The organism is Pararhodobacter sp. (assembly GCF_036802785.1).
Taxonomy (GTDB): domain Bacteria; phylum Pseudomonadota; class Alphaproteobacteria; order Rhodobacterales; family Rhodobacteraceae; genus Pararhodobacter.
Genome location: NZ_DAIRVN010000003.1, coordinates 82430 through 104059, shown reverse-complemented (window position 1 = coordinate 104059; position 21630 = coordinate 82430). Strand labels below are relative to the sequence as shown.

The following is a 21630-nucleotide window of genomic DNA, read 5'->3' as shown; positions in this document are numbered from 1 at the left end:
CTTTTCTTGGTCGGCGGCGGCAGGCAGCAGGTTGAATCAGGGGCCCAGATAGGTAACCGGCAGCAGGGTCAGGGCGGGAACGAAGGTGACCAGCAGCAGCACCGCGATCATCGACACGACAAAGGGAATGATTGCGCGGAATGTTTCGGTCGCATTGGTGCCGCCTGCGCGGGCAGTGGTAAAGACCAGCACCCCCAGCGGCGGTGTCAGCGCACCGATGACAAGGTTCAGCACGATGACAATGCCGAATGTGATGGGGTCGAACCCGGCGAGTATGATCAGCGGCACAAGGATGGGCACAAGGATGACCAGCGAGGCGATCATCTCCATGAACAGGCCGACAAACAGCAGGAAGGCGTTGATTGCCAGCATCAGCAGCCAGGGCCTTTCCAGCAGAACCGCAAGGCTGGCGGCGATCTGCTGTGGTACCCGCTCGAATGCCAGCACCCAGGCGAAGGGGGCGGCGGCGGCAATGATGATGACGATGACCACGGTATCAAACACCGCGTCGCGGATGGCGTCAGAAAGGTTGCCGACGGTCAGTTTGCGATAGAGGAACGCGCCGCAGAACAGGGCATAGAGAAAGGCAATCGCCCCGGCCTCGGTCGCGGTGAACACGCCGAAGCGCACGCCACCGACGATGATCACCGGCAGTATCAGCGCGGGAATGGCCAGTGTTGCGGCCTTGATCCGCTGTTTTCCGGATGCTTTGGGAATATCGCCGCCATACCCCCGGCTGCGTGAGATCACATAGACCATCACCATAAGGGTCGCCGCGACCAGAAGGCCGGGAACGATGGTGGCGACAAACAACGCGCCCACTGAGACAGAGGCCAGTGTGGCATAGATGATCAGGCCAAGGCTGGGCGGAATGAGGTTGGCCAGCGTGGACGCCGCTGCCGTCAGGGCCGCGGCAAACGGGCGGCTGTAACCGCGCGCCGCCATTTCGGGAACCAGAAGCTTGGCAACCGTTGAGGCATCGGCCGTCGATGAGCCTGAAACACCGGCCAGCAAGGTGTTGGTCACCACATTGGCCTGCCCCAGCCCGCCGCGCAGATGGCCCACAAGCTGCATTGCCAGATCAACCAGCCGGGGCGTGATCCCGCCCGCATTCATCACCCCCGCCGCAAGGATGAAGAAGGGAATGGCGAGCAGGGTAAAGGAATTGAGCGACGCACCCATGTTCTGAGAGATGGTCAGAAGCAGGACCGGATTGCCCGCCGCAAAGGCCGCAAAAGCCCCGAAGGACAGCGCAAAAGCCACCGGAACCCCGATAACGATGGAGGCCAGACCAACCAGCACCAGCACGATGGGCACACCGGCCTGCCCATAGACCAGCACGGCACCGTGGCGGATTGACAGATAGATCAGGATGCCCAGCACCACCACGCCAATTCCTTGCAGGAATCCACGTCTGGCAGAGGGCCAGAACAGAAAGAACAGGTTCATCGCCCCGCCCACCGGGACAGCCAGAAAGAATAGTTTCATCGGCAGTTGCAGCGCTGGCGAGGCGGCGATGGAGCGCTGAACATATTCAAGCCCGTGCACCACCAGCATGATGCTTGCCGCCGCCATGATCGCCCGGATCAGAAATTCCAGCCGCTCACGCGCAAGCGGTGACAGCTGCCGCAGCACCACGTCGATGGAAATATGCGCCTCGCGCCCTGTTGCCACGGCCATTCCCAGAAAAACCGCCCAGGCAAAGACCCAGGTTGCCACCTCTTCGGGCCAGGGCAGCCCCGAGCGGAAGATGTAGCGCATGACCACTTGCAGGCAGGCGACCGACACCGCAATCAGCATCAGGCTTATGCAGGCGATTTCCAGCAGACGGTCGACCCATTTACGGATCACCAGCGCCGGAGACAGCGCAGACGCCGCCTGAGCGGCGTCTGAGGGGGTGGTTGCAGTCATGAGGACAGATTACCCCAGCGCCCGGATTGCAGCGATCATTTCCGCTGTTTCGGGGCTTTTTGAGCCAAACTCGTCAAACAGCGGCGTGGTGGCCGCTTCCATGGCTTCCAGTTCATCCGCAGGCAGGGTGAAAACCTCGACCCCATGCGCGCGCAGCCCTTCAAGGGTGTCACCGGCAAGCGCACGGTTGACCCGGCGCTGTTCGGCAAACACCTCGACGGCGGAGTCGCGCACCAGTGCCTGAAGGTCGTCCGGCAGGCTGTCCAGCCATGCGGCGTTCACGCGTACGGCTTTCGGCAGGAACCAGTGGCCGGTCAGTGTCAGATGGGTGGCCTGCTCAAAGAACTTGAAACCCTCGATCGAGAATACATCCGAATCGATGGCGTCGATGATGCCGGTGGACAGTGCCGAATACTGCTCGCTGTAGGGCAGCGGCGTAGGTGCGGCGCCCAGCAGTTCCCAGAAGTCCACCCAGATGCGCAGTTGCGGCACCCTGATCTTGAGGCCCGACAGATCCGCCAGCGAATGGACCGGCCGTTTGGAGAGGATGTGGCGAAAGCCTGTTTCACCATAGGCGACGAATTCCACCCCGGTCTTTTCGCGCGCAATGTCGGATGCGCGGCGCCCAAGTTCGCCCTGCAAAACAGCGTCGACATGCGCCTCATTCTTGTAAATGAACCCGGGCGCACCGCCAAGGGCCGCGATTTCGGGCGCGATGGCTTCCTCGGAATCCGGGCCTGCGGTGGTCACCTGAATGGTGCCGATGCGGCTGCCCTCCAGCGCTTCTGCCAGTCCGCCAAGCTGTGCGGCAGGGAAATGCTGGGCGTCAATCCGGCCCTCGGACCGCTCGTTCAGGATTGTGGCCCAATCCTCGAATGCGTTGGTGATGGGTGTGCCGACACCCTCGGTATGGGCGATCTTGCAAACATAGGTTTGCTGGGCAAACCCGCGCGTGGAAATGGCTGGCATCGCCAGCGTCACAGCGCCGCTGGCCAATAGAAACCGCCGGCTGATCTTGTGAATGTTCGACGTCATGAAGTGAGCCTCCCCCGGTGCAATCCTTGTTGGCATGCAGCGCAAGCCTCCCGCTTCCGCATAACTGCCATACCAGTATGTTGCATGATCATCACGAGTTGACAAGGCAGAATCGCGCAGACATGTGAGAGGGATGGAAAGCACCCTCAGCATGACAGACGCCATTGCGCCGCAGCTTGTCGCCATTCTGCGCGACAGCATTGCGCAGATGCGGCTGGTGCCGGGTTCTGCGCTTTCGGAAAAGGACATTGCGGCGCGGTATGGCGTATCCCGTCAGCCGGTGCGCGAGGCGTTCATCAAGTTGTCCGAGGCCGGGCTGATAGAGATCAGGCCAAGCCGGGGCACCTATGTGACGAAAATCTCTGTGCGCGAGGTGGCAAATGCGCGGTTCGTGCGCGAGGCGCTTGAGGCAGAGATGGCACGCAACGCGGCGCAACTGGCAACGCCGGACCATATCACGGCGTTGCGCACCCTTGTCGGGCGCCAGCGCGCTGCGGCGGCCACCGGCGATTTCGCAACCTTCAACCTTTGGGATGAAGAGTTTCACCGCACCATCGCAAGGATCGTGGGCAATGACTTTGCCTGGCGCATCGTCGAGGCGGCGCGCATCCAGACCGACCGCGTGCGCCTGTTGTCGCTGCCGGATGCGTCACCGTTAGAGCTGCTGATCGCCCAGCATGCGGAAATCGTCGAACGGTTGGAAGCGGGTGACGGCGAAGGGGCCGCGCAGAGCATGAGCCGCCATCTGCGCGAGATTCTGCTGGCACTGTCGCGGATTGCGCCCGCGCATCCCGAATTCTTCTCAGACACCGAACTGCCCGAGCACACGCAAAGGCTGGTTCCCGCCGGTTGACGTTCCGGCAGGGCATTCCGGTCATCGGGGGGTCATTTTGCGGGCGTAAGGGCGCCTTCAAAGGCCGTGCGCAGAATGGCAAAGGGAACCAGTGCGCCGTGATGCTGCACCACCGCCGCCGCCACGCGATGGGCGCGCTGAGCGGCTTCAGCAGGGGTATGGCCCGCCAGCCGTGCCGCCAGATAGCCGCCGTTGAATGCATCTCCCGCCCCGGTAGTATCAACCGGGGACGGCACCGGAACTGCGGGAATGGCCCGGGTAATACCCGCCCCGGCAACATGCGCCAGCCCCGCACCGTCCTTGACGACGATTTCAGCCACACCGGCACGGCTGAGCCGCGCAATTGTGTCTGCCGGGCTGGTATCGCCGAATAGCGCGGCTTCATCCGGAAAGGTCGGCAGGGCGATATCGGTCAGGGCAAGCGCCTGCGCAATCGCGTCGCGGGCCACTTGCGGTGACGGCCACAGACGCGGGCGCCAGTTGGGGTCAAAGGCAATGCGGCTGCCGCCCTCGCGCGCGGCTTCAAGCACCGCAAGCAACGTGGCGCGGGCGGGTGCTTCAAGAATGGCCAGCGTAATGCCTGAGAAACAGATGAGCGCGCGGCCCATGAGGCTGGCGGCAAGGGCATCGCGGCAATCCGCCAGACTGCGCGCAGCGGCATCGGCACGCCAGTAGGTGAACGAGCGTTCGTGCCCCTCCAGCGTGATGGCATAGAGGCCGGGGCGGGCGCCGGGAATAACAGGGCTGGCCGCCGTGCCGATCGCGTGTTCGGCCATAAAAGCGCGTTGACGGTCGGAAAAGGGATCATCGCCAAAGGCCGTTACGTAATCGGCGCTTTGCGCAGCGGGCAACAGCGCCCGCAGCGCCCAGATCTGGTTGAACGTGTCCCCGGCAAAGCCCATTCGCCAGTTGTCGGCGGCGGCGCCTGACAATTCGATCATGCATTCACCGACAGCGGCGACGCCTGACACCGGCGTCATTCGGTGAACAGCGCAGGATGCGCCTGCGCGAGAGCGGGCAGCGCGTTGAGAATCTCGGAGAGATGCTGTTGCATGGTGTTTGCGGCCTCTTCAGGGTCATGGGTGGCAACGGCCCGCGCGATACGGCTGTGCTGGTCGATGATGACCGGAGGAGGCGTGGCATCAGGCATCGACAGATAGCGCACACGATCCATCTGTGCCTTGAGCCCCTGTATCACGCGCCAGGTATCCTGGCAGCCTGCCGCCGTGGCAATCGCCTGATGAAACGCCTCATCGTGGCGCAGAAAGCCTGCGTTGTCACCCTGCGCGGCAGCGGTGCGCTGATCGTCGATAATGTGTGCCAGCCGCGCGATTTCGGCTTCCGTTGCCATGGTGGCGCATCTGCGGACTATCGCCACTTCAATGGCCGCGCGGATGAAACGGGCATTTTCGACTTCGCGCACCGAGATCAGCCTGACGAATGTTCCGCGCTGGGGGCGAACCTCCACCAGCCCGTCAAGGCCGAGCCGGATAATCGCCTCGCGCACCGGCTGGCGGGAGATGCCCAACTGGCGCGCAATCTCGGCCTCGGAAAGCAGGCTGCCGGGCCCGAATTGCATCTGGATGATCGCGTGACGCAGGGCATCATAGGCGCGGCTGCTCATCGAAACCGGCCGCAGGGCGCGGTCATCATGGTCGAGGGTCAGAAGTTCGGAATCTGGGGGCATGGGGACCTGTAAAATCTACCATACCAGTATATTTTAGGTGCCGCAAATGCGCAAGCGACTGATGCGCGCGGCATGCTGAGCGGGTGAGGGTCCGCGCCCACCGTTCAGCAAATGCCGCGTCCCGCAGCAAGCCATCAAGTAGGTAGGCGTGAAACGGGGCGCGGTTCCATCATTGTGGCCTCAGGGCCGCGAAACCCCGTAATGTTCATGCGAGCGAAGTTGCCACGCCTGATCTTCATACCAGTCATCGTGCTGGGGTGGCGCCGATTCAATCTGTTCCCGCGACAGGTCGCTGATGTACCCTTCGCGCGCGTGATCATATCCCAGCCTCGCAACCGGAACCGGATGCGGGGCGTTTTCGTCGCCTTCAAGACTGATGACATAATAGACGATATGCGCCGTCGAAGGGTCGATAATCACATCCCCGATCACGCCCAGAACATCGCCTGATTGTCCGTAGACGTTTTTACCTTGCAGGGTCCTGCCCGGTATCAGGCGGCTCCCGTCGCTGTTGGTGCCGCTTGAGGTGATGGTCGGCCCCGGCGCCCCGGTGGTGTTGATTTCGCTTGGCATGGTCTTCTCCTTTGTCTGGTCGGCTAAGCCGCAAGCAATGGCTTTCATCATCCCAACGCGCGAGTGGCGATGGATGTTCCGCGCCGGATTGTTCGCGGCGGGCGCGATAGACGGTCACGGCCCCGGTGGCGATGGGTGCCGCCGACATGCGCCGACGGCACCGCCCGCAGGTAATGGTTATTTGTTGGTCCGGCCTCGCTGGTTCGGATCGACGCCGCCTTGCGCGGTGGTGTCGTTCTTCACATCGCCTTCGAATGTGTTCTCGCCTTCAAGCGGCGGCTCGTCGGTCATGGCGAACCGGCCCTTTGAACGCCCGATGCCGGGGTCAACCTCAAGGTTGTCAGGCAGATCGGCTTCAATCTTCTTGTCGGACTTCGGGTGCTTGTTGCTGCTCATGGCGGGGTCTCCCTTTCTTTGCATGAAGAAGAAACCATGGCGGCGCGTCCCGGTTCCGGAACCCGCGCCCGGTCAGCCGGGCGCCGCTTCGTCGTCGGCCAGCAGGCAAAGCCCGGCAACGCAGGAAAAGCCAGTCTGCGCACGGCCGGTTTGCCCTGCCGCCTTTGCGGTGCTGTGCGGCAGGAGGAACTATTCAGGCACTTTCCCCGTTAACGTTCACAGGCTGAAAACGGCGGGAACTGACGCATGAAACAACTGGCGAGCAAACTGGGCCTGAAGGTTGATCCCGCGATTTTCTTTATTTCCGCCGGACTGAGCCTGGTATTTGTCATCGCGCTGGTGGTGGCGCCGGTCACAATCGGTGCCGCTTTTTCCGTAGGGCGAAGCTGGATTGTAACCAACCTTGGCTGGCTGTTCATTCTGGGTGTCAACGTCTGGCTGGGTTTTCTGATCTATGCCGCAATGTCGCGCCACGGTCATATCCGGCTTGGCAAACGGGACTCGCGGCCGGAATATTCGAACCTGTCCTGGTTCACCATGCTTTTTGCGGGCGGCATCGGCACGGTGCTGATGTTCTGGGGCGTGGCCGAGCCGATCAGCCACTACCAGACGCCGCCCTTGCCCGGGGTCATGCCCTTCACCATTGAGGCCGCGCAGGACGCCATCTCGATCTCGCTCTACCATCTGGCGCTGCATACCTGGACCATCTTCACCCTGCCGGGTCTGGCATTCGCCTATTTCATCAATCGCTATGATCTGCCGGTGCGTGTCAGTTCGGTTTTCTACCCGCTGCTGCGTGAAAAAATTCATGGGCCCATCGGCAAGACAATCGATATCGCCTCAATCCTCGGAACATTGTTCGGCGTCGCGGTCTCGCTTGGCCTCGGGGCTTCACAGGTTGCGGCGGGATTATCGGCGCTGTTCGGCTGGAGCGACTCGACGCTTCTGCGCCTGATGATTCTGGGCAGCCTGACGGCCGTGGCCACGCTGTCGATCATGGCGGGTCTGGACAAGGGGATCCGGTTTCTGTCGAACCTGAACATCGGCATGGCTGTCGGGCTTATGGTTTTCGTCCTTGTTTTCGGCTCGTCCCTCTTCCTGTTGCGCGGCGTGGTCGAGACGTTTGGCCTGTATCTGTCAAACCTGCCCAGACTGGCGTTCTGGAATGACATGTTGCACGGCGAAGGCATGGGCACGGGCGACTGGGGCTGGCAGGGCGACTGGACCGTGTTCTACTGGACATGGACGGTCACCTGGTCGCCCTTCATCGGCCTTTTCGTAGCGCGTATCTCGCGTGGGCGCACCATCCGGGAGTTCGTCTTCGGCGTATTGCTGGCGCCGTCCCTGTTCACCGTCATCTGGTTCGCCATCTTCGGCTGGCAGGCCATGGAGATGGACGGGCTGGGCCAGCTGGCCCGCGCGGCGATGGGCCCGGCGGCGGGTAACATCAGCAGCGCCGTGACCGAGTCTGTCCCCTTGGCGATGTTCGCCTTCTTCGAGGAACTGCCATGGACACCCGTGATGCAGGGTCTGGCCATTCTGATCGTGGCGATATTTTTCGCGACCTCATCGGATTCGGCGTCGCTGGTGGTCGATATGCTGTCTTCGGGCAGCGCCACGGCGGGCCCGGTGCGCCAGCGGGTGTTCTGGGGGCTGGCCGAGGGGCTGATCGCCGCCACCCTGATACTGCTGGCCGGAGAGGCCGGACTGACGGCCTTGCAGGAGGTTATCACGGTGGTCGGCTTGCCGATATTCCTTCTTGTCTGCCTCATGATCCCCTCCCTGATCCGCGGCTTCGCGGCCGAGGATATTGACCATGTGACCATTGGCAAACGCCCCGCGCTCAGTGAGTTCGACCAGAACACACCGGAAGAACCCGCCAGTGTATCGGCACCAGCCCCAAAAGCCTGATGCGACCCGCATGGGGAAAAGATCGTCGCGCATGCCCCTCAGCCGGCCGCTTTTTCACGCCGTGTTCGCCGGTGCTTTCATCGGGCGACTGCCTGCCGTGCGGGTGCGGCGCGTGACGGCGAAGGGTGCCGGGGGCACGATGGAACCGGACGCAACGGTCAGTGGTTGACTGTCGTGACGCGCGGACACGCCGCTGCAGTCCTGACCGACACATCAGTCAAGGGGTATGACAATGCGCGTAGAATTTACCGTCAATGGCGCGCGCCAGACGCTCGACCTTGATGCGCGGACCACGCTTCTTGATGCGCTGCGCCATCACCTTCACCTGACCGGAAGCAAGAAGGGCTGCGACCACGGGCAGTGCGGGGCCTGCACCATTCTGCTCAATGGTCGCCGCATCAACGCATGCCTTGCGCTGGCCGTGATGCATGACGGCGACGACATCACCACCATCGAGGGGCTGGGCACGCCCGAGATGCTGCATCCGCTTCAGGCCGCCTTTGTGAAGCACGACGGTTTCCAGTGCGGCTACTGCACGCCGGGGCAGATCATGTCCGCAACCGCGATGCTGCAGGAGGCGCGGGCGGGCTGGCCCTCTCACGCCTCTGCCGCATTGCAGGGACCGGTGAACCTGAGCGATACCGAAATTTCCGAGCGGATGAGCGGTAATCTCTGCCGCTGCGGGGCCTATAGCGGGATCAATGCGGCGATCCGCGAGGTGGCGGCGGGTGCTGATACTGCGGAGGCAGCCGAATGAAACCCTTCCACTATTTTCGCGCCGACGCCACGGGTGATGCGACACAGGCCGCCCAGGCCGGGGCGGCCTTCATCGCGGGCGGAACCAACCTGATCGACCTGATGAAGCTTGAAGTGCTGACACCCGACAGGCTGGTGGACATCTCGCGGCTTGATCTTGCCGGTATCGAGGCCACGGCGGCAGGCGGGCTGCGGATCGGGGCGCTGGTCACCAATGCCGATCTTGCGGCGGATGCGCGCGTCCGGCGGGGTTATCCGGTGCTTGCGCGCGCGCTGCTTGCCGGGGCCTCGGCGCAGTTGCGCAATAAGGCGACGACGGGGGGCAATCTGCTGCAACGCACCCGCTGCTATTACTTCTACGACACCTCCCAGCCCTGCAACAAGCGCGACCCGGGAAGCGGCTGCGCTGCCATCGGGGGCTTCAACCGGAACCATGCGATCCTCGGAGCAAGCGCGCACTGCATCGCCACCCATCCGAGCGATATGGCCGTGGCCCTTCGCGCCCTCGATGCCGAAGTCGAGACGGAGGCCGCAGACGGTGCGCGGCGGCGCTTTCCGCTTGCCGGTCTGCACCGCCTGCCCGGAGACACGCCCGAGCGGGAGACCGATCTCGCGGAGGGTGAGCTTGTGACCGCCGTCATTCTGCCGCCCGCGAAAGCAGGCTGTCAGCGGTATCGCAAGGTGCGCGACCGCGCATCTTATGCCTTTGCGCTGGTCTCGCTCGCCAGCGTGATCACGCTGGATGAAGACCGCCGCATCGCCCATGCCGCGCTTGCCTTTGGCGGGCTTGCCCATAAACCCTGGCGCGACCCCGGCGCCGAGAAGGTGCTGGCGGGGGAGGTGCCTTCTGACGCGCTTTTCGATCACGCAGCCGACACGCTTTTGCGTGACGCAAAGGGATGGGGCAGCAATGATTTCAAGATACCTCTGGCGCGCCGTGTCCTGAAGGCCGCGTTGCATGAGGCAACAGGGACGGAGATGCCGGCATGATCACGCAGTTCACGATGGACGCACCTTATCCGCGCGTGCTTGATCGCACGGCGCAGGGCGTCATCCACCAACCGCTTGACCGGCCGGATGGCCCGCTCAAGGTTACGGGCCGCGCCGCCTATGCGGCCGAGCGCGCGCTTCCCGGTCAGGCCGAGGGGGTTCTGGTGCGCGCCACCATCGCCCGGGGCCGCATCGCCGGGATGAACGACGCAACGGTGCGCGCCATGCCCGGTGTGCTTGGCGTGGTCTCTGACGAACGCTTCATCCGCAACCCGGCCCAGGGCGGCGCGGGCAAGGCGCCGGTGCAGGGTGTGACGGAGGTATTCTATCACGGCCAGCCGGTCGCCCTTGTGGTGGCCGAAAGCATTGAGCAGGCACGCCATGCCGCCGCCAGCCTGAGGTTGCACTATCAGGAATCCGCCGCGCAGGTTGACCCCGACACGGCATTGAGCGTTGATCAGCCCGAAAAGCGCAAGCTGGAGCAGGGTGATTTCGACCGCGCGATGGCGCAGGCGCATGAGGTCGTCGACGTGACCTATAGCACACCGCCGCACCATGCCGCAGCGATGGAGCCGCATGCTGCGGTGGCACAATGGGCAGAGGGCAGCCTGACCCTGCATGGCGCGTATCAGATGCTCAAATACAACCGCGCGGAACTCGCCGATGCGCTTGGCATTCCGCCGGAACAGGTGCGTATCCTGTCCCCCTATGTGGGTGGCGGTTTCGGCTCTAAACTCGGCATCTCCCCCGAGGCCGTGGCCGCTGCAATCGCCGCGCGCGCATTGGATCGCCCGGTCAGGGTGGTGATGACGCGCCAGCAGGTGTTCAGCATGACCACCCATCGCACCGCAACACGGCAGCGGCTGCGGCTGGCGTCCGATGCTGCGGGAAAGCTCACCGCCATCGGTCACGAGGACCGGGTCTATAACCTGCCCGGCGAGAGTTTCAGTGAACCAACGGCACAATCCACGCATTTCCTGTATGCCGGGGAAAACCGTCGGCTGGGGCAGTCGGTGGCGCGGGTAAACCGGACCTGCGCAGGCTCGGTCCGTGCGCCGGGCGAGGCGGTGGGGATGCTCGCACTCGAAGGCGCGATGGACGAGCTGGCGCATTCCCTCGGCCTTGACCCGGTGGAGTTCCGCAAGCGCAACATTCCCGCGCGGCACCCGGAGGAAGACATTCCGTTTTCCGCGCGGCGCTTCTCTGACTGCATGGACGAGGGCGCCCGGCTTTTCGGCTGGGGCGCGCGGAACGCGGTGCCCGGACAGCAGCGCGACGGCGAATGGCTGGTCGGGCACGGTATGGCGGCAGCGGCGCGGGTCAACATGGTCTCCGCCTCGCAGGCGCGTGTCACCTTGCGGCCCGACGGCACGGCGCTTGTCGAAACCGACATGACCGATATCGGCACCGGCACCTATACGATCCTCGGGCAGATTGCGGCGGAAATGCTGGGCCTGCCACTGACGGCGGTCGAGGTCCGTCTTGGCGATACCGATCTTCCACCCTCGGCGGGCTCGGGCGGCTCGCATGGGGCGTCGTCGGCGGGTTCCTCGGTTTTCATCGCCTGCGAAAGCTTGCGCGCGCGGCTTGCCGGGCAGCTTGGCTGCGCGCCCGAAGACCTTACGCTGAAAGACGGCGTGGCCACCGGCGCAAACCACCGCTCCGGGCTGGCCGGCCTGCTCCCGGAGGGGGAGATCGTCGCGGAAGGGCATTTTGAGCCGGGACAGACCAGCAAGGAGGTAAGCCAGGCCTCTTTCGGCGCCTTCTTTGCCGAGGTCGGGGTCAACCGCGTCACCGGCGAGACGCGGGTAAGGCGGATGCTGGGCACCTTTGCCGCGGGGCGCATCCTCAACGAGAAGACCGCGCGCTCACAGTGTCAGGGCGGCATGATCTGGGGCATTGGCGCCGCGCTGACCGAAGATCTCGCCTTTGATCCGCGCGACGGCCATGTGGTCAATGACGATCTTGCCGAATACCATCTGCCGGTCAACCGCGACTGCCCGCCTGTCGAGGTGCATCTGCTTGACGAGCGCGACGACATGGCCTGCCCGATCCAGTCCAAGGGCATCGGTGAGCTGGGCATCTCAGGCGCGGGAGCGGCTGTTCTGAACGCGATTTACAACGCCACAGGCATTCGCCTGCGCAGCTATCCCGCGACCCCGGACAAGATTGTGAGCGCGCTGCCCGGGTGATCGCCGGGAAATCGGGGCGCTCACACAGAGAAACGGGAACTTCGGCGGCGCTGTCCGGTTGCTTTCGGACATACTGCTGCAACTGAAAAGGACTGATCCCATGAACCGATTGCTCGCAACCGTGACCGCGCTCTCGCTTGTCGGTGCCGCCGCTGCTTTTGCCGAGACAGGGCAGACGGCTTCGGCATCTTTTGTCGATGCCGAAGGTCAGCCCAACGGGTCGGCGACCCTGACGCAGACTCCGGCAGGTGTATTGATCGAGATGGAAATCGAGGGGCTGCCGGGCGAAAGCTGGGTCGCGTTTCATATCCATGAGACAGGCACGTGTGACCACGAGGTTGACCATGATTCCGCAGGGGGTCACTTCAACCCGACCGATGCCGACCATGGCTTTCTGGTTGAAAGCGGTGCTCACGCGGGTGACATGCCCAATCAGTATGTTCCGGCTGACGGTGTCCTGCGTGCGCATGTGCTCAACAGCTATGTGGGCCTCGATGGTGGCGATGCCGACATCCGGGGCCGCTCGCTGATGCTCCACGCCGAGCCGGATGACTATGAAAGCCAGCCCTCGGGCGATGCCGGTGCCCGGATCGCTTGCGCACCGATCGAGTGACGCTTCAGGCACGCGGGGCCCGGCGCTGGCAATCCGTCAGCGCCGCCAGCCCCTGCGCGCGGGAAGTGCCGACCGGAGAGGAGACCTCTGCGATGAAGAGACCATTCTGGAACACGCTTGACCGGCTTCTGGCCGAACTGCTGCCCGGCTGGGCCAAGGGCCGCGCGATCCGTCGCGCCAGACGGCTGGCCCGGCGCCAGAAGACCCGGCCGGAATAGCGCGATCAGTCCTTGCCGGGGGCGCTGCAAGCGATCCGCGCGCCCCATGCCGTTCTTCCCTTTTCGGAACAATTGGCGTGGCCCCCGGTTGAGCCTGCAGAAAATTACCGATCATTCCACATGGACCCGCAACTCTCAGGCGTTGCGCGGTCTTCAGGAAAACCATCAACTTAGAGGATAGTATGGCTGAAGGAGCAGAGCTACCAGATCCCCCTGACCTGACAGCGACGGTCTTTGAACAGGTGGAGGCCAAGGCGAAACTGCCGCTGCGTTCCATGGTGGTGCTGGGCATTCTGGCGGGCGTCTATGTGGGCTTCGGCGGATTGTTTGCGACCGTGGCGCTGGCGGGGGCGGATGCGCTTCCCTTCGGCATCGCGCAGGTCGTGGCGGGGCTGGTCTTCTCGCTCGGGCTGGCGCTGGTCCTGATCGCGGGTGCCGAGCTGTTCACCGGCAACACCCTGATGGCGGGCCCCATCTACACCCGGCAACTCGCGATGGGCGCGGCGGCCCGCGCCTTGCTGATTGTATGGGTTGCGAACTTCGTCGGCTCCGTCCTGCTGGCGCTGATCGTCATTGGTGCTGGTGTGCATGAGGCGGGCGAGGGTGCCATGGGCCGTGCAGCGCTCGACCTCGGGGTCACGAAGATTGAGAAGTCATTCGGCGCCGTGATTGCCAGCGGCATTCTGGCCAATATGCTGGTCTGCCTTGCGGTCTGGATGGCTTTGGGCGGACAAACGATTACCCAGAAGATGGCCGGCCTGATCCTGCCGATCGCCGCGTTTGTCGCCGCCGGGCTGGAGCATTCCATCGCCAATATGTATCTTCTCCCTTATGCCTACCTGGTCCAGATGGTGACCGAGGTATCGGCGGCGTCTATTTCGGTCATCGATGTTGTGTCAAACTTGGTGTCGGCGACCATCGGCAACCTGATCGGTGGTGCCCTCGTCGCGCTCGCCTACGCTCATGTGTATGTGAAGCGCTAGCGGCGGCTTAAAATTTCCAGGCGTCTCAGGAGGGCGCGCCTCTGGCGGGGGGCGTGCTTTGCTGTTGTCTGCTGCGGGTGGTCATCAGGGACAATCCTGAAACCCGCGAGCGCCGCCCCGCGCCGCGCACCCGCTGACGGAGAATCCGGTCAGGGGTGATCTGAACGGCGCGCAAAGCGCAGAGTGGCATGAACCCGTAAAAGGGTACCTGAGTGGTTTCTGTCTCCGCAGGGCAGCGCGGGGGCGGGTGGCGGTTCATCGCAACGGGATCTGACAGAAAGCGCGGGCAGCCGCTCTGAGGAAAGCTATGGGTGCGTGTCCATGGATCCCATGGCGAACAGATCGGCGCAGTACCGGAATGCCGGGCTTTCATGCCCGGGCCACCACGCCGTCGGCCCCGCCGGAGGGACGGGGGCGAGTAAGAGGTCGGACGGAGGAGCGGAAAAAATACCCCCGCCGCAACGCCTCTCCGTCGGTCTGTCCAACGGTCGGCGCGCGGCGGGGGGATGGGCGGGGGCCGGTTTCGTGACCTGCCCCCGCGCGGCGAAACAATCAGATGTTGTTGTCGTCTTCGATCATTTCACAGATCTGGCGAAGCGAGGCCTGCTGCATGCCAGCGCCCGGATCAGCCGGAGCCGTCGCGGTGCCGTCCGCGCCCGCAGTACCGGCCGTGCCGGTCTCACTGCCGGTCGGGGCACCCGTGTCGGTCGCGGCGCCTGTGCCTGCGTCAGCGCCTGCGCCTGCGCCGGTGTCAGCACCAACCCCGGCGCCGCCGTCATCCATGGCGTGACGCTCGCAGTAGTCGCGCACCGCTGACTGGTCTTCTTCGCTCAGACCTTCCCAGTTCGTGCGCATTTCTTCTTCGCTGCGCAACGTGCCCAGTTCGGAATCGCTGTAGAACGCGTTGCCGATGTTGCCTTCCCATTCCATCGGCATGCTTTCGTGCTGCATGCCATCGGTTGCACCCGTACCAACACCGGTCGTGGTGTCGGTCTGAGCGGCCTGGGCCAGCGCGCTGGTGGCTCCAAGGCTCAGCGACATCGCGGCAATTGCGAGAAGTTTAATGGTCATGATCTTATTCTCCTCCGTTTCGGTCATGGTTGAGCCCGGACAACCGTGAGACTTTGGCATTGTTCCAGGCAAACGGCCCGATTTTTCCCGGTGCCCCCTGACGCGTCAGGGCATATGACCCTTCCTCCATTCCGGGATGAGGCGGGGGCAAAGCAACACCGAGCGCGTACCCGATGCGATGCTTTGACGCCGCAGCAGAAGAGCTTGCGAGGCGCTGCGAAGGAGACGTGAGGGGGCTGCCGATGCCTGCCGATGGGCCACGACAAAGTGCGGAACATCTCTGCATCTGGCGCGTTTGCACCCTGCGACACGCGCAAGCTCAGCGGTTGCCCGCGATGCTGCCACGGAGGGACGCCAAGTGAGTTCGACGCAAATGTCTGACGCATTGCCCTATTGCGGCCCCGCTCCTGCCCCGGGGGCGCTTCTGTTCGCCCGGAACACCGATCTGGTTCTCTGGGTGGCGATTGCGATGGCGGCATGCCTTGGCGTGTTCCATCTGCGCCGGACCGGCGCTGTGCCACCCAGAAAGCGGGCATTTGCCGGGGCGGCAGGTCTGGCGGTCGTGGTCTTTGTCTCGCCGCTCTGTGCGCTGACGGTTGCGCTTTTCACGGCGCGCACGTTCCACCACCTTGTTATCATCGGCCTTCTGGCGCCGCTGCTTGCCTATGCGCTGCCGCTGCGCCGGGTTCCGGCGGGGGCCGCATTCTTCGTGTTGTCGGCGGCGCTCTGGGCGTGGCATGTGCCGGTCATCTATGCCGCCGCATGGGACCATCCGGCCTTCTATTGGCTGATGCAGGCAACGCTTCTGCTGCCCGCCTGGGCGGTCTGGAGCGGGGTGTTCACACGCCGCAACGGTCTGGGAGGGGCAATTGCTCCGGCCATTCAGATTGGCGCGCTTGCCGGGCAGATGGGCCTGATCGGCGCGATTCTGACCTTCGCGCCGCGCCCGCTCTACCCGGAGCATCTGGCCTATACCGAGGCGTTCGGCCTGAGCGCGCTCGCCGATCAGCAACTGGCGGGGCTCATGATGTGGGTGCCGGGGATGCTGCCTTTCGCGCTCTTTGCGGCGCTGAGCCTTCGCGCGGCCTGGGCATACGAGGTGCGCGCATGATCGCGCTGTTCAAAGCGGTGCATGTCATGGGCCTTGTGGTCTGGTGCGCGGGGCTGATCGCGCTGCCGATCATCATTCAGGCCTACGGGCGCACTGCCAATGTCCGCACGCAGGCCGGTTACTCGGAATTGCGGCTGCTTACCCATCGCGGCTATGTCGAACTTGTCACGCCGGCTGCGGTGATCGCGGTCGGTGCGGGGACGGTGCTCCTGTTTCTGGCGGAGATCCGTGACCCGTGGATGATGGCCAAGCTGGCGGCGATCGGCGGGATGGCGATCTGTCATGCATGGATCGGCCACATGGTCGCACTGACCGGCGAGCATAACGGAGCCTACCGGCTGCCCAGCCCGGTTCCGGTGCTGCTTGGCGCCATCGGGCTGATGGGCCTCGTGCTGTGGCTGGTGCTTGCGAAGCCTGACCTTGCCCCGCTTGCCGACTCGCTGCCCGAGTGGCTGCGTCAGCCGCTTGGGCGCGAATTGCCGTCGTCCTTGGTGCCGATCTGATAGTCAAAGACAAGTTTGCCCCCATGCCAGCCCGTCATCGCCGTCATACCCGCCGCCAGGAAGGAAAGCGCCAGCCCCAGAGGCAGGACAGCCTCTTGCGCGGCGCCGATACGGATCAGCCAGTTCAGCCCGAGGATGGACAGAAGCGTCATGGCCAGTATGAAATGTGTCCAGCTTGCCGCGCGGTTGCGGATGCCGGGCACCATCAGCAATTCGACCGTGCCGGTGATCGCAGCGAGGACCGCCATGAGGAAGGCACCGAACGTCGCCCAGCCCGCAGCGATGGCCCAGAATGCGTCGCCCGTCCACCAATACAGCAGGTCTGCCCCCAGCACGCTCATCGTCAGCGCAATGGGAAAGGCCACGAGCATGGCATGGACCGGATGACCGGCGATCGCGATCTTCGATTCCTTCAGATGCAGCGCGCGTTTTTCGTTCACCGGGTCGATGAACTCGGTCCTGGGGGTGTCGTCGGGGCGGGTCATGGGCGTTCTCCGTCTGCCGGGCTTTGTCGTATCAAGCAATTCGGCGCCATTGCGGTTCCGCTGCTGCTTGCCGGTTGTGACGGCAATGTCTCGGCGTTGCAGCCCGGCGGGCCGGTGGCGCGTGATATCGCCTGGCTCTGGTGGGGGCTTGCGGGCGCGGCGCTTGTGCTGACCGGGATGGTGGTTGTTCTGGTGGCGATGGCCTTTGGCGCGCCGCGCGCGATCAATGAGCGGCGCTGGACATTCGGGCTGGGGGTCTGGTTCTCGCTTGCCATTCTCAGCGTCACGCTGGCTGCCGGGGTCTGGGTGGGCGAACGCATTCTGCCGCGCGATGACGGTGCGGTCGAGATCCGCGCGCATGCCATCCAGTGGGGTTTCCGCTTCACCCATCCCGGCGCGGACGGGCCGGTCGAAACCCTGGATCTGCTGATCCTGCCCGCCGGGCAGCCCGTGGACATGGTGATCACCAGCGAGGATGTGATCCATTCCTTCTGGGTGCCGCAACTGGCCGGCAAGATGGATGCCGTCCCCGGCCATACCAACCGGCTGCGCCTGCAGGCCGATGCGCCGGGGCGGCATGGCGGGCTTTGCGCCGAGTTTTGCGGCATCGGCCACACGGCGATGCAATTCGAGGTGCTGGTGGTTCCGGCACAGGACTGGGACGCCGCCCTTGCCGACCCGGACGCGGCCATGGCCGGGCAGACCCCGACCGGACAGGAGGCCGCCGATGACTGACCGCGCCACCCCCCATGCCACCACGCATACCAGCCCCGCCGACAGGCGCGACGCCACTGCCGCAATCACGCCAAACCCGCCGCAGCGCGCGCTTCGTCTGCACCGTGAGCTGGACCGCGTCTGGTCAAACGCGCCCGGCTGGTGGGGGCATGTGGCCGCCGTCAACCATACCTCGCTCGGCCTGCGCTTCATGGGAACGGCGCTGGTGTTCTTTGCCATCGGCGGCATTCTGGCGATGCTGATCCGCGCCCAGCTTTCCACGCCCGCAGGCGCGTTTCTGGATACCGAACTCTACAACCAGATTTTCACGATGCATGGCAGCATCATGATGTTCCTTTTCGCCATTCCGATGCTTGAAGGGCTGGGCATCTACCTTCTGCCGAAAATGCTCGGCTCACGCGACATGGCTTTTCCCCGTCTCACGGCGCTTGGCTACTGGTGTTATCTGTTTGGCGGGCTGATCATGCTTTTCGCGCTCCTTGCCGGGGTGGCGCCGCGCGACGGCTGGTTCATGTACACGCCGCTGTCCAGCTCGGCATTCTCGCCCGGGATCAATGCCGATGTCTGGCTGCTGGGGGTAACCTTTGTCGAAATCTCGGCGCTGGCCGCCGCGGTCGAGATCACCGTGACCATCCTGCGTCAGCGCGCGCCCGGCATGAAGCTGACGCAGATGCCGCTGTTTGCGTGGTACATGCTGGGCACGGCGGCGATGATGCTGGTGGGCTTTCCGCCGCTGATCCTTGCGTCAATCCTGCTGGAGATCGAGCGCGCCTTTGACTGGCCGTTCTTCGAAGTGGCGCGCGGGGGTGACCCGCTTCTCTGGGCGCATCTGTTCTGGCTTTTCGGCCATCCAGAGGTCTACATCATCTTCCTGCCCGCCGCCGGGGCACTGGCGACGATCATTCCGGTGATGTGCCGCACCGAGATCGTCGGCTATGGCGCCATCGTCGCGGCGGTGCTGGCGCTGGTGTTCCTGTCCTTCGGGCTGTGGGTGCATCACATGTTCACGGTGGGCATTCCGCATATGGCGCTTGCCTTCTTCTCGGCGGCCTCGCTTCTGGTGGCGATACCGACGGCGGTGCAGATCTTTTCCTGGATCGCGACGATGTGGAAGGGCCGCCCGCAGCTTGTCCTGCCGATGTATTACATCCTCGGCTTCTTCCTGACCTTTGTCATGGGCGGGCTTACCGGCGTGATGCTGGCAGTGGTGCCTTTCAACTGGCAGGCGCATGACACGCATTTCGTGGTAGCCCACCTGCATTACGTGCTGATCGGCGGGTTCGTCTTTCCGCTTCTGGCGGCGGGGGCTTACTGGATGCCGCAGATCACCGGCCGCGCGCGCATCAAGGGGTTGGGCGAGGCTGCGTTCGCAACCATCCTCATCGGTTTTCACGGCACATTCTTTCTGATGCACCTGACCGGGCTTCTGGGCATGCGGCGGCGTGTCGATGTCTATTCCGGAAACCCTGAATGGGTGTGGCTGAACCTCACCTCGTCGATCTTCGGTTTTGTCATGGCCATCGGCTTCGCGCTCTTCCTGCTCGACATGATCCTTCAGGTGACGCTGGGAAAGCGGGCGGGTCGCAACATGTGGGGCGCGCCGACGCTTGACTGGGCGATGCCGCATCCCGCGCCCGCCTATAACTTCGCCTCGCTGCCCAGCCAGTGCCATGCCGATGCCGGGGCCTCTGCCGCGATTGTGCCGCTTGCGCGCGGCGAGGGGCTGTTGCCCGGCGCGCCGCGTGGGCGGCGCGAGCTGCTTGTCACCAGTATCAGCCGCACCCGCCTTGACCATGTGGCGGTCCTGCCCGGGAACACCGCGCTGCCGCTGGCGCTATCGGCCGCAATCGGCAGTTTCGTGCTTCTGATGCTCGCCAGCCTCTACTGGCTCACACCGCTGTCCCTGGTGCTGGTTGCGGTGCTGATCTGGGTCTGGGTGCGCGGACTGGTGCTGCACGGGGGGAATGCGCCGATCACCGTCGCACCGGGGATCGACCTGCCGGACCAGAGGCAACGCCGCCGCACCCTTGTCTGGAGCGGCGTGGTCTGCCTCATGGTCGCCAATGGTGCCTTCTTCGCCTCGCTTCTGTTCGGCGTGGGTTTCCTGCATGTGGTCGCCCCGAACTGGCCTGCGCCGCCCGCGCAGGCCGATCAGGGGGCGGCGGCGTTGCTGGTTGCGGGGGCGGCGGCGGCGCTGGTGCTTGCGGCAGGGCTGGCGCGGCTTGCTGACATCAGGCACTTGCGCGGCCACGGCCCGGGCGGATTTGCGCTGCTGGGCGTGGTGGCCAATGTGGCCGCCCTGCTGGCGCTGGCCGCCCTGGCATGGAGCTGGATGGATGACCCCGCGCGCCACGCCCGCGATGCGCTGCGCGGGGTGCTTGCCGGGTATGTCGCCCTGCACGCGCTGATGGGGGCGGGTTGCGCTGCCTTCGTCTGGGACCAGACGCGGCGCGGCGAGATCGGCCCGGACCACGCCGGTGCACTGCCCGGCTGGCGGCTGTGGCAGGATTTCGCGGCGGCAACAGCGGCGGTCTCGGCAGCGGTCGTGATAGGGCAGGGGGTGTGGGGATGAGGTGGCTTGCGCTGTTCATCGCCGGACCCGCGATCTGGGCCATAGGTTTCTCGCTTGTCTATGCACTGCATGGTGCGGGCTGCAGTCATGGCTGGCCCGAGGTTGACGTTCCCGGGCTTGCAAGCCTGCTCCATCTCGCGCTTTGGGCGGGGTGGCTTGCCACCCTTGTTGCCAATCTCGTGCTGCTTCTCGCCCTTCCCGCTGCCACCGGTGACGGGCTTGCGCGTTGGCTGCCCCGCGCCGGTGCCTGGATCGGTCTGGGCGCGACGTTCTTTTCGCTTCTGCCGGTCGCACTTGCCACGAGCTGTTGAACGGCCAGCGCGCGAGAGTCAGCGCTCGGCGGACTCTCGCCGAAGTTGTGCACTCCTGACGCAATGAGCGGAACGACGCGCAAAAGCACGCGTTCTGTTCGCAGTTGCGGCCATCTTGCAAGCATTGAAAGGGAGGTTGAGCGATGCCCCTTGAGCACTTTGATGCACCTCTCACGATGACCGAAGCCGATACTGCCGACTTTATACCGGCACTCCGTGCTTTTGCCTGGTCTTTTTATTCAAACCCATACGAGGCTGATGTTCTGGTTCAGAAAACCCTGACCGAAGCGCTGAGAAAAACACACCGTTTCAGCCCAGGTACAAACCTTCATTCCTGGCTGTTTACGATCATGCGACATATCTTTTTCACCAAACACGAGATCGGCCCGCCCGCCTTGCCCGCCAATAGCGACCCTGCGGCAGGTGCGAGCGGCAACACTGTCCGGCAGGCGTGGTCGGCGCCGGAGCGGGAACTGGCTGATGCCATCCATACCCTGCCCCGTTCGCAGCGCGAGGTGATCGTGCTGACGGGTGTTCTTGGCCTGAGCGACACGGAAGCCGCCGAAATTTGCGGCTGTGAAACCGGCGCGGTGAAAAGCCGCCTCAGTTGCGCCCGCTCAGGGCTTCTGGAAGCGCTGAGGGCGCGCGGTGCAGGGGCAAACAGCCGGGGGCCGGTTTGGTCCGAAGGGCCGCAGTGCTCCAGCCAGTCTCAAGAGGTGTGAGG

22 protein-coding genes are annotated in these 21630 nt (G+C 64.3%); 14 read left to right on the top strand and 8 right to left on the bottom strand.

Translation table 11 applies throughout. The features are described from left to right. Positions 1 to 36: 36 nt before the first annotated feature. Entirely contained in the window at positions 37 to 1911 is a 1875-nt protein-coding gene (locus V7Q53_RS02490; RefSeq protein WP_333826792.1) for a TRAP transporter large permease, read from the bottom strand. A 9-nt stretch (positions 1912 to 1920) separates the two neighbouring features. After that, the gene (locus V7Q53_RS02485; RefSeq protein WP_333826791.1) at positions 1921 to 2946 is read right to left on the bottom strand and encodes a TRAP transporter substrate-binding protein; all 1026 of its coding nucleotides are present in this window, start codon (positions 2944 to 2946) and stop codon (positions 1921 to 1923) included. A gap of 133 nt (positions 2947 to 3079) precedes the next feature. Between V7Q53_RS02485 and V7Q53_RS02480 the strand changes: the two genes are divergently transcribed. Next, on the top strand, positions 3080 to 3799 hold the full coding sequence (locus V7Q53_RS02480) for a GntR family transcriptional regulator (RefSeq protein WP_333826790.1): 720 nt from the start codon (positions 3080 to 3082) through the stop codon (positions 3797 to 3799). Between the two features lie 32 nt (positions 3800 to 3831). On the opposite strand, the gene V7Q53_RS02475 is transcribed toward V7Q53_RS02480, so the two are convergent. The 4 genes from V7Q53_RS02475 to V7Q53_RS02460 form a co-directional block, all read right to left on the bottom strand. Continuing rightward, positions 3832 to 4779 carry a sugar kinase gene (locus V7Q53_RS02475; RefSeq protein WP_333826789.1) on the bottom strand — a complete coding sequence of 316 codons (948 nt, stop codon included), beginning with the start codon at positions 4777 to 4779 and terminating at the stop codon, positions 3832 to 3834. After that, positions 4776 to 5486, bottom strand: a complete 711-nt coding sequence (locus tag V7Q53_RS02470; RefSeq protein WP_333826788.1) for a GntR family transcriptional regulator — start codon at positions 5484 to 5486, stop codon at positions 4776 to 4778. The genes V7Q53_RS02475 and V7Q53_RS02470 overlap by 4 nt, the downstream gene beginning before the upstream one ends. A gap of 180 nt (positions 5487 to 5666) precedes the next feature. Beyond that, positions 5667 to 6059 (bottom strand): PRC-barrel domain-containing protein, encoded by a 393-nt coding sequence (locus V7Q53_RS02465; protein ID WP_333826787.1) that lies wholly within the window; start codon positions 6057 to 6059, stop codon positions 5667 to 5669. Positions 6060 to 6236: 177 nt separating this feature from the next. Further along, positions 6237 to 6455, bottom strand: a complete 219-nt coding sequence (locus V7Q53_RS02460; protein WP_333826786.1) for a hypothetical protein — start codon at positions 6453 to 6455, stop codon at positions 6237 to 6239. A gap of 246 nt (positions 6456 to 6701) precedes the next feature. Between V7Q53_RS02460 and V7Q53_RS02455 the strand changes: the two genes are divergently transcribed. From V7Q53_RS02455 to V7Q53_RS02425, 7 genes are all read left to right on the top strand, one after another. Further along, on the top strand, positions 6702 to 8366 hold the full coding sequence (locus V7Q53_RS02455) for a BCCT family transporter (RefSeq protein ID WP_333826785.1): 1665 nt from the start codon (positions 6702 to 6704) through the stop codon (positions 8364 to 8366). Between the two features lie 232 nt (positions 8367 to 8598). Then, a complete protein-coding gene (locus V7Q53_RS02450; RefSeq protein WP_333826784.1) occupies positions 8599 to 9123 on the top strand; it encodes a 2Fe-2S iron-sulfur cluster-binding protein in 525 nt (174 codons plus the stop codon). Further along, the gene (locus V7Q53_RS02445) at positions 9120 to 10112 is read left to right on the top strand and encodes an FAD binding domain-containing protein (protein WP_333826783.1); all 993 of its coding nucleotides are present in this window, start codon (positions 9120 to 9122) and stop codon (positions 10110 to 10112) included. Before V7Q53_RS02450 ends, V7Q53_RS02445 begins: the two co-directional genes overlap by 4 nt. Further along, complete coding sequence (locus V7Q53_RS02440; protein WP_333826782.1) at positions 10109 to 12304, top strand: xanthine dehydrogenase family protein molybdopterin-binding subunit; 2196 nt, start codon at positions 10109 to 10111, stop codon at positions 12302 to 12304. Before V7Q53_RS02445 ends, V7Q53_RS02440 begins: the two co-directional genes overlap by 4 nt. 100 nt (positions 12305 to 12404) lie before the next feature. Further along, positions 12405 to 12917 carry a superoxide dismutase family protein gene (locus tag V7Q53_RS02435; protein WP_333826781.1) on the top strand — a complete coding sequence of 171 codons (513 nt, stop codon included), beginning with the start codon at positions 12405 to 12407 and terminating at the stop codon, positions 12915 to 12917. 92 nt (positions 12918 to 13009) lie between these two features. Then, entirely contained in the window at positions 13010 to 13135 is a 126-nt protein-coding gene (locus V7Q53_RS02430; protein ID WP_333826780.1) for a hypothetical protein, read from the top strand. A 182-nt stretch (positions 13136 to 13317) separates the two neighbouring features. After that, on the top strand, positions 13318 to 14118 hold the full coding sequence (locus tag V7Q53_RS02425; protein ID WP_333826779.1) for a formate/nitrite transporter family protein: 801 nt from the start codon (positions 13318 to 13320) through the stop codon (positions 14116 to 14118). 552 nt (positions 14119 to 14670) lie between these two features. On the opposite strand, the gene V7Q53_RS02420 is transcribed toward V7Q53_RS02425, so the two are convergent. After that, positions 14671 to 15189, bottom strand: coding sequence for a hypothetical protein (locus V7Q53_RS02420; RefSeq protein WP_333826778.1), 519 nt, complete (start codon positions 15187 to 15189; stop codon positions 14671 to 14673). Between the two features lie 358 nt (positions 15190 to 15547). On the opposite strand from V7Q53_RS02420, the gene V7Q53_RS02415 reads away from it, so the two are divergent. Both V7Q53_RS02415 and V7Q53_RS02410 read left to right on the top strand, forming a co-directional pair. Then, positions 15548 to 16300 (top strand): cytochrome c oxidase assembly protein, encoded by a 753-nt coding sequence (locus V7Q53_RS02415; RefSeq protein ID WP_333826777.1) that lies wholly within the window; start codon positions 15548 to 15550, stop codon positions 16298 to 16300. After that, complete coding sequence (locus V7Q53_RS02410; RefSeq protein WP_333826776.1) at positions 16297 to 16803, top strand: CopD family protein; 507 nt, start codon at positions 16297 to 16299, stop codon at positions 16801 to 16803. The genes V7Q53_RS02415 and V7Q53_RS02410 overlap by 4 nt, the downstream gene beginning before the upstream one ends. On the opposite strand, the gene V7Q53_RS02405 is transcribed toward V7Q53_RS02410, so the two are convergent. Continuing rightward, the gene (locus V7Q53_RS02405) at positions 16758 to 17288 is read right to left on the bottom strand and encodes a DUF2231 domain-containing protein (RefSeq protein WP_333826775.1); all 531 of its coding nucleotides are present in this window, start codon (positions 17286 to 17288) and stop codon (positions 16758 to 16760) included. The two genes, V7Q53_RS02410 and V7Q53_RS02405, sit on opposite strands and share 46 nt — an antisense overlap. A 114-nt stretch (positions 17289 to 17402) precedes the next feature. Here V7Q53_RS02405 and V7Q53_RS02400 point away from each other — a divergent pair, with 114 nt between their 5' ends. The 4 genes from V7Q53_RS02400 to V7Q53_RS02385 all read left to right on the top strand — a co-directional run bounded on the left by V7Q53_RS02400 (position 17403) and on the right by V7Q53_RS02385 (position 21628). After that, the gene (locus V7Q53_RS02400; protein ID WP_333826774.1) at positions 17403 to 18023 is read left to right on the top strand and encodes a cytochrome c oxidase subunit II; all 621 of its coding nucleotides are present in this window, start codon (positions 17403 to 17405) and stop codon (positions 18021 to 18023) included. Beyond that, complete coding sequence (gene ctaD, locus V7Q53_RS02395) at positions 18016 to 20595, top strand: cytochrome c oxidase subunit I (protein WP_333826773.1); 2580 nt, start codon at positions 18016 to 18018, stop codon at positions 20593 to 20595. The genes V7Q53_RS02400 and ctaD overlap by 8 nt, the downstream gene beginning before the upstream one ends. Next, entirely contained in the window at positions 20592 to 20906 is a 315-nt protein-coding gene (locus V7Q53_RS02390) for a hypothetical protein (protein ID WP_333826772.1), read from the top strand. The genes ctaD and V7Q53_RS02390 overlap by 4 nt, the downstream gene beginning before the upstream one ends. A gap of 143 nt (positions 20907 to 21049) precedes the next feature. Then, the gene (locus V7Q53_RS02385; protein WP_333826771.1) at positions 21050 to 21628 is read left to right on the top strand and encodes a sigma factor-like helix-turn-helix DNA-binding protein; all 579 of its coding nucleotides are present in this window, start codon (positions 21050 to 21052) and stop codon (positions 21626 to 21628) included. Positions 21629 to 21630 lie beyond the last annotated feature (2 nt).